Annotated in this window: 2 protein-coding genes; one reads left to right on the top strand and one right to left on the bottom strand. The window is 64.4% G+C overall.

The annotated features are described in order from the left end of the window. Positions 1 to 267 precede the first annotated feature (267 nt). Positions 268 to 2,004, bottom strand: coding sequence for a M1 family metallopeptidase (locus JMF82_RS21740; protein WP_201316608.1), 1,737 nt, complete (start codon positions 2,002 to 2,004; stop codon positions 268 to 270). Between the two features lie 149 nt (positions 2,005 to 2,153). Here JMF82_RS21740 and JMF82_RS21735 point away from each other — a divergent pair, with 149 nt between their 5' ends. After that, on the top strand, positions 2,154 to 2,753 hold the full coding sequence (locus tag JMF82_RS21735) for a DUF4126 domain-containing protein (protein ID WP_201316607.1): 600 nt from the start codon (positions 2,154 to 2,156) through the stop codon (positions 2,751 to 2,753). The last annotated feature ends 232 nt before the right edge of the window (positions 2,754 to 2,985 follow it).

The following is a 2,985-nucleotide window of genomic DNA, read 5'->3' as shown; positions in this document are numbered from 1 at the left end:
GTCCGACGCTCCTATCCCGCATATCGCTATGAGCCTTGGCTCTGAAGGCCATTTTCTTTGGGTTACTTTTCTTTTGGGCCAGCAAAAGAAAAGTGACTCGAGCGCCGGCAGGGGATCGAAACGCCCGCCGCGTAGGCGGCATGCTCGCGGCAGCGGAGCTACCGAAGGCAATAACCCAATCTCAAAAACAACCATGCCGCCCATCGCGAAAGGCTGTCGCGCACAGGGTGCGCTCCTACAAAAAGGAAAAGAAGACGAGGGCGACGCCTACTTCGCCGCCTTCGCCTTCTTCGCCGCCTGTTCCTTCTTCCACTGCTGGTATTCATTGAAGTGCGGCATGTCGCGCAGCACCTTCGTTCGCGGATCGACGATCACCAGCGTGCCAGCCGGCGCCTCCACGCTGCCGTTGCCATCGGTCATCGGCAGCGTCACCAGCTTGTCGCCCACCTGCACCTCCACCGGCATCGGGAACGGCTTGTCGTGCGGCACCTGCCAATGCAGGCGCAGCGCGTTGCCGTCCTGGCGCGTCTCCAGCTTCGGCAGCGCGGATTCGTACAGGTACGCGTCGAAGAACCAGCGCATGTCGCGACCGGTCACCTGGTTCACGATGTCGATGTATTCGCGCGTGGTCGCGTAGTGCGGGGTGAAGTTGCCCGGCTTGGGGTCCGGACGGCCATACACCAGCCGGCGCGTGCTGTCGAAGAACGCCTGGTCGCCGATCAGCTGGCGCAGCGTGTGCAGCATCAGCGAGCCTTTGTAGTAGATGTCGTTGCCCGGGCCGTGCTCGGCGTCGTACACCTCGTGCTCGAACTGGCTGCGGCCGGCCACGATGGGGAAGGCGTTGCGCACCATCGAGCGCTCGTCCTGCAGCATCGAGAAGTACGGCATGTCGCCATACAGGTACTGGCCGTAAAGCGGCTGCATGTAGGTGCCGAAGCCCTCATGGATCCACATGTCGTCCCAGTCGGCGTTGGTCACCTGGTTGCCGAACCACTCGTGCGAAAACTCATGCTGCAGCAGCCAGTCGAAGCCGTATTGGCTGCGCTGATAACCGTTGCCGTAGGCGTTGATGGTCTGGTGCTCCATGCCTAAGTGCGGCGTTTCCACCACGCCCATCTTCTCGTCGCCGAACGGGTAGGGGCCGATCTCCTGCTCGAAGAAATCGAGCATGCGCGGGAACTCGCTGAACAGCTGCCTGGCCTGCGCCTCATGGCCGCGCAGGTACCACATCTGCATCGGGATCGTGTTGCCGTAACGGCTGTGGTAGTCGCCCTTCACCACATCGAACGGACCAATGTTGATCGAGATCGCGTAGGTGGTCGGGTGCTTCGCGCGCCAGTGATAGGTGTGCGTGGCGCCGTGCTCCTTGATGTCCACCAGCACGCCGTTGCCCGGCGCCGCCAGCGACTTCGGCACGGTGACATAGGTATCGACCAGGTCCGGCTTGCCCATCGGATGATCGATGCACGGCCAGAACAGGTCGCAGCCTTCGCCTTCCACCGCGGACGCGATCCACGGCTGGCCATCTTCGGTCTTCGACCACACGAAGCCGCCGTCCCACGGCGCCTTCTTCGCCACGTGCGGCTTGCCGCCGTAGTGGATCTCCACCGTGGTCTTGGCGCCCTTGGCCAGCGGCTTGGGCAGATGGATGCTCAGGCGTCCCTCCGGATTGCTCCACTGGTCCGCCTTGAGCGCCCTGCCATCCACCGACACGCGGCTGATCGCATAGTTGTGGTCCAGGTCGAGCAGCAGCACATCGGTGGCTTCACGCGCACTGAAGGTGAGCTTCGCCGTCGCGTCCAGGCTCTGCTGTTCGATGTCGACGCCGAAATGCAGCTCCGCATGGTCGAAGTGCAGCCGCGCCTGCTCCGCGGGCATGGCGCCGCCGGAACGTACCGTCTGCTCGCTGAGCGGCGGCTGCGTGGCGGGCTTGGCGTCGTCCGCGTGGGCGAAGGAGGCGAGTGCAGCGCACAGGGCGAGGGAGAGCAGGCGCGGTGTCGTCATGTGGGGCGGGTCCCTGTTCTGATCAAACCCGCAGGATGACAGCCCGGACGCGTGGGCGGCATCGCCGAAAGTCATGGGTCAGGTTCGCGCTTGTGGCTGGCAGCACCCGGCGCGCATGCTTGGGCAGCCCCGCGGACGAGGGACGGCTCATGGACATGCTGCAAAACCTCGCGTTGGCCGGCGGCCTCTCATGGGCCAGCGGCTTCCGCCTCTACGCCACGGTCTTCATCGCCGGCCTGCTCGGGCGGCTCGGCTATGTGCACCTGCCCGAAGGCCTGAACATGCTCACCGACACCTGGGTGCTGGTGACGTCCGGCGTGCTGGCGATCGGCGAATTCGTCGCCGACAAGGTGCCCGCGTTCGACAGCGTGTGGGATGCCATCCACACCTTCGTCCGCGTTCCCGCGGGCGCGCTGTTGGCATGGGGCGTGTTCCGCGACTCCGGCGCCGGCGCGCAGTTCGCGGCCGCACTGCTTGGCGGCGCGATGGCCTCCGGCACGCATCTGGCGAAGACCGGCGGTCGCGCGCTGATCAACACCTCACCCGAACCCTTCAGCAACTGGGGCGCCAGCGCGGGCGAAGACATCTCTTGGCTTGGCGGCATGTACCTGATGTGGCAGCACCCGGCAGTGTTTCTCGTGTTGCTGGGGATCTTCGTGCTGTTCCTGTTGTGGTTGGTGCCGAAGATCTTGAGGGGGGTGAGGGCGCTGGCGCGACGACTGCGAGGGGAACGCGTGTCACGCGCCTAGCGCCCACCGCATCTGTAGGAGCGCACCCTGTGCGCGACCAGCCTTTCGCGTCGGTCTGCACGTTTATTGCTCTTGTGATGACAGGTTGCCTTCGGTAGCTCCGCTTCCGCGAGAGTGCCGCCTACGCGGCGGGCGTTTCGATCCCCTGCCGGCGCTCGAGTCACTTTTCTTTTGCTGGCCCAAAAGAAAAGTAACCCAAAGAAAATGGCCTTGAGAGCCAAGGCTCATAGCA

The sequence above is a fragment of the Dyella sp. EPa41 genome (assembly GCF_016586165.1).
Lineage (GTDB): Bacteria > Pseudomonadota > Gammaproteobacteria > Xanthomonadales > Rhodanobacteraceae > Dyella.
The sequence above is the reverse complement of the archived record's forward strand: the minus strand, read 5'-3'. Positions and strand labels throughout refer to the sequence as shown.